Genomic DNA, 1,233 nt, shown 5'->3' on the forward strand with positions numbered 1-1,233 from the left:
CAATGTCTAAAGAAAAATTTGAACGTACAAAACCGCACGTAAACGTGGGTACAATTGGCCACGTTGACCATGGTAAAACAACTTTAACCGCAGCTATCACAACAGTATTAGCAAAACACTACGGTGGTGCAGCTCGTGCATTCGACCAAATCGATAACGCACCAGAAGAAAAAGCTCGTGGTATTACCATCAACACTTCACACGTAGAATACGATACTCCAACTCGTCACTACGCACACGTTGACTGTCCGGGACACGCAGACTATGTTAAAAACATGATTACCGGTGCTGCACAAATGGATGGCGCTATCTTAGTAGTAGCGGCAACAGATGGTCCTATGCCACAAACTCGTGAACACATCTTATTAGGTCGCCAAGTAGGTGTACCTTACATCATCGTATTCTTAAACAAATGCGACATGGTAGATGATGAAGAGTTATTAGAATTAGTGGAAATGGAAGTTCGTGAACTTCTTTCACAATATGATTTCCCAGGTGACGATACACCAATCGTACGTGGTTCAGCATTACAAGCATTAAATGGTGTAGCTGAATGGGAAGAAAAAATTCTTGAATTAGCAAATCATTTAGATACTTATATTCCAGAACCAGAACGTGCGATTGACCAACCGTTCCTTTTACCAATTGAAGACGTATTCTCAATTTCAGGACGTGGTACAGTAGTTACTGGTCGTGTAGAACGTGGTATTATCCGTACTGGTGATGAAGTAGAAATCGTTGGTATCAAAGATACAGCGAAAACCACAGTAACAGGTGTAGAAATGTTCCGTAAATTATTAGACGAAGGTCGTGCGGGAGAAAACATTGGTGCATTATTACGTGGTACAAAACGTGAAGAAATCGAACGTGGACAAGTATTAGCGAAACCAGGTTCAATCACACCACACACAGATTTTGAATCAGAAGTGTACGTATTATCAAAAGATGAAGGTGGTCGTCATACTCCATTCTTCAAAGGTTACCGTCCACAATTCTATTTCCGTACAACAGACGTAACAGGTACAATCGAATTACCTGAAGGTGTGGAAATGGTAATGCCAGGAGATAACATCAAAATGACAGTAAGCTTAATCCACCCAATTGCGATGGACCAAGGTTTACGTTTTGCTATCCGTGAAGGTGGCCGTACAGTAGGTGCGGGTGTTGTTGCACGTATCATCAAATAATAGCTAATCGAAAGATTATGGAAAAGGGACTCATTTGAGTCCCTTT

At 41.4% G+C, this 1,233-nt stretch carries 1 protein-coding gene; it reads left to right on the forward strand.

Features of this window, described 5'->3' with window-relative positions:
- The first annotated feature begins 2 nt into the window (after positions 1-2).
- Positions 3-1,187 (forward strand): elongation factor Tu, encoded by a 1,185-nt coding sequence (gene tuf / locus HMPREF1052_RS03135; protein WP_005759586.1) that lies wholly within the window; start codon positions 3-5, stop codon positions 1,185-1,187.
- Positions 1,188-1,233: the final 46 nt, after the last annotated feature.

It is taken from the genome of Pasteurella bettyae CCUG 2042, from assembly GCF_000262245.1.
Classification (GTDB): domain Bacteria; phylum Pseudomonadota; class Gammaproteobacteria; order Enterobacterales; family Pasteurellaceae; genus Basfia; species Basfia bettyae.

Coding starts and splice junctions, on each gene's coding strand:
- tuf (WP_005759586.1), top strand. CDS start 3: ATGTCTAAAGAAAAATTTGAACGTACAAAACCGCACGTAAACGTGGGT.